This window comes from Micromonospora qiuiae (assembly GCF_016863555.1).
GTDB lineage: Bacteria > Actinomycetota > Actinomycetes > Mycobacteriales > Micromonosporaceae > Micromonospora > Micromonospora qiuiae.
This window is the reverse complement of record NZ_BOPC01000159.1, coordinates 1-3,040: the sequence shown is the minus strand read 5'-3', so window position 1 is coordinate 3,040 and position 3,040 is coordinate 1. Positions and strand designations below refer to the sequence as shown.

General features: G+C 72.4%; 2 protein-coding genes. One reads left to right on the top strand and one right to left on the bottom strand.

Annotated elements, in window-relative coordinates:
- A partial coding sequence (locus Vqi01_RS30085; RefSeq protein ID WP_372444467.1) for a SpoIIE family protein phosphatase occupies positions 1–1,874 on the bottom strand: 1,874 nt, incomplete at its 3' end.
- A 134-nt stretch (positions 1,875–2,008) separates the two neighbouring features.
- Here Vqi01_RS30085 and Vqi01_RS30080 point away from each other — a divergent pair.
- On the top strand, positions 2,009–3,040 hold a 1,032-nt coding region (locus Vqi01_RS30080; protein WP_204038514.1), incomplete at its 3' end, for a HAMP domain-containing protein.

The following is a 3,040-nucleotide window of genomic DNA, read 5'->3' as shown; positions in this document are numbered from 1 at the left end:
ACTCGCCCGTCCCCGGAGCGCACTCGCCCGTCCCCGGAACGCACCCGGCCCTCCCCGGAGCGCACCCGCCCGTCCCCGGAACGCAGCAGCACTGGCCGGTCATGCCCGGCCAGGTGCAGCTCCACGTCGAGCCGGCCGCCCTCGCCCGGCCCGACGGCGGCCAGGGCCAGCGTGCAGTAGCGGCCGGCACCCCGCTCGACCAGGGTCTCGTTGAGCCGGGCCAGCACCTCGGGCAGCGGTTTGCCGTCCCCGGCCAGCACCCGGATCACGTCCCGCACCAGCCCGGTGACCGCGGCGGCCTGCACGCCCTTGCCCGAGACGTCGCCGATCACCACCAGCCAGCGGCCGTCCGGCAGCGACACCACGTCGTAGAAGTCGCCGCCGACGTCGGCGTCCCCACCGGTCGGGACGTACTCGGCGGCGAAACCGATGCCCTCCACGACCGGCAGCACCGGCGGTAGCAGCGACTGTTGCAGCGCCTGCGCCACCCGCCGCCGTTCGGCGTGGATCCGGGCGTTCTCGATCGCCAGCGCCGCTCGCCGGGCGACGTCCTCCAGCACCGCGATCTCGTCGGGGTCGTGCCGGTGCCGCTGGTGTCGCCCGACGGCGAGGGTGCCGAGGCGCTGCCCCCGGGCGATCAGCGGTACGGCGAAGCCCTCCATCGGCGCGCCCAGCGGGGTCTGGGCCCCGTTGCGGCTGGCCTCGCGCAGCCGCGACTGGATCGAGTCGGGGCCGGCCTCGCGCAGGGTGGCGTGCAGTTGCGGCAGCATCGACTCGTCCGCGTGGCTGGCCGCGGCGAGGCGGAGCCGGCCCCACTCGTCGGCGGTGTGCACCGCGCACCACTGGCCGAGCCGGGGCACCACCAGCTGCGGGATGAGCGCCATGGTCAGTTCCACGTCCAAGGACTGCGCGAGCAGCTCACTGGCCTCGGCGAGGAAGGTCAGCCAGGCCTGCCGGCGGACGTCGGCACGACGCAGCCGGTCGTTCTCCAGGTGCAGCGAGAGCCGCTCGGCGGTCAGCACCGCCAGCGGCCGGGCGTACGCGGTGGGCGCGGCGTCCAGCTCCAGCTCTCCGGCGTACGGGCGGTGCACCGCCAGCGGCACCCGGATCAGCTCGTTGCCGGCCCGGGGCTGCCGGCCGTACCGGGCGAGCGTCTGCGTGCCCTGGCCGTCCCCGCGGTCCAGTCGGATCACGCCCCCGGAGGCGCCGACCATGTCCGCCACCCGGGTGAGCAGGCTGGCGGCGAAGTCGGGCAGCGGATCGTCGGCGTACGGATCGGGGGTGGTCTGCAGCAGTGCGCTCATCGCACCGGCGCTGGGTGCGGAGGTGTGTCCGGTGGAGTCCCGATCGCCGACCGGCGGCCCGAAGTCGTCCTCGTGTGACCCGGAGTCGTCCCCGTGCTGCCCGCCGCGGCGCCTGCGGTCCAGCCGGAACCACACGCCCTTGCCCTTGGGAAGGTACGTCGTGCCCCAGCGACTGGCGAAGTGGTCGACCAGCAGCAGTCCGCGCCCGCGTTCGGCCACGTCGACGATGTCGTTCGCCACATTTCGTACGCCCACGGTCAGCTCGTCGACGGGGCCGGCGGCGAAGTCCGAGACGGTCACGGTCAACCCTGCGGGGTCCGCGCTGACCTCGATGTCCAGTTCGGTGCCGGCGTGCTCGACGGCGTTGGTGGACAGCTCCGTGGTGAGCAGCAGTGCCTCGTTGGCCAGTTCGTCCAGGTTTGCCTCGGTGAGCACGGACCGGACGACCGCCCGTGCAGCGGCTGGCGTACGGCGATCGGCAGGAAGCCTCACGCGCCGTACGTGTTCGTCTGGGCCCTTGGTCGTGGCGGGCCCCGTCTCCGCCGACACCCCCGTATCCTCCCCCCACACCCGCTCGGTGCCAAGCCGATCACCTGCCGGGTCAGCATCACCAACGGCGGTGCGGCGTGGCGATTTCCAGCTCACGGGGACAATGATGGGGTGGCCGGCGCGAGCCGGCGTACCCCAGAGTTGAGCGAGGAATGATGACCACGGCGAAACAGTCGGGGCTGGCGGAGACCTTCGCCGCCGACCACGAGGCGGTCCTCACCGAGCTGGCGGAGGCGCTGCGGCAGGTCCGCCGTGGCGACCTCAAGGTCCGGCTGCCCCGGCGATCGGGCGCGGCCGGCGAGGTGGCGGACGCCTTCAACGACGTGGTGTCGCTCCAGGAGCGGCAGCATCTGGACCTACGCCGGATCAGCCGGATCGTCGGCCGCGACGGCCGGTTGACCGAGCGGCTGGACGAGGAAGGGCTGGACGGCTCCTGGGCGGAGGGCCAGCGGGCGATCAACTCGCTCATCGACGACCTGGGCCGGCCCACCACGGAGATCGGCCGGGTCATCGTCGCGGTCGCCAACGGCGACCTCTCCCAGCACATGGCGCTGGAGATCGATGGCCGCCCGCTGCGCGGTGAGTACCTGCGCATCGGCCGCACGGTCAACACCATGGTCGACCAGCTCTCCTCCTTCTCCAACGAGGTGACCCGGGTCGCTCGCGAGGTGGGCACGGAGGGCAAGCTCGGCGGCCAGGCCGATGTCCGCGGCGCCGCCGGCACCTGGAAGGACCTCACCGACTCGGTCAACACCATGGCGTCGAACCTCACCGATCAGGTGCGGTCGATCTCACAGATGGCCACGGCGGTGGCCAAGGGCGACCTGAGCCAGAAGATCACGGTGGGTGCCCGGGGCGAGGTCGCCGAGCTGGCCGACACCATGAACTCCCTCACCGACACCCTGCGGCTCTTCGCCGAGCAGGTGACCCGGGTGGCCCGTGAGGTGGGCACGGAGGGCAAGCTGGGTGGCCAGGCCGACGTGCCCAACGTCGCCGGCACCTGGAAGGACCTGACCGACAACGTCAACTCGATGGCGTCGAACCTGACCGCCCAGGTGCGCAACATCGCCCAGGTCTCCACGGCGGTGGCCAAGGGCGACCTCTCGCAGAAGATCACCGTGGCCGCGCAGGGCGAGATCCTCGAACTCAAGGACACCGTCAACACGATGGTGGACCAGTTGTCGTCG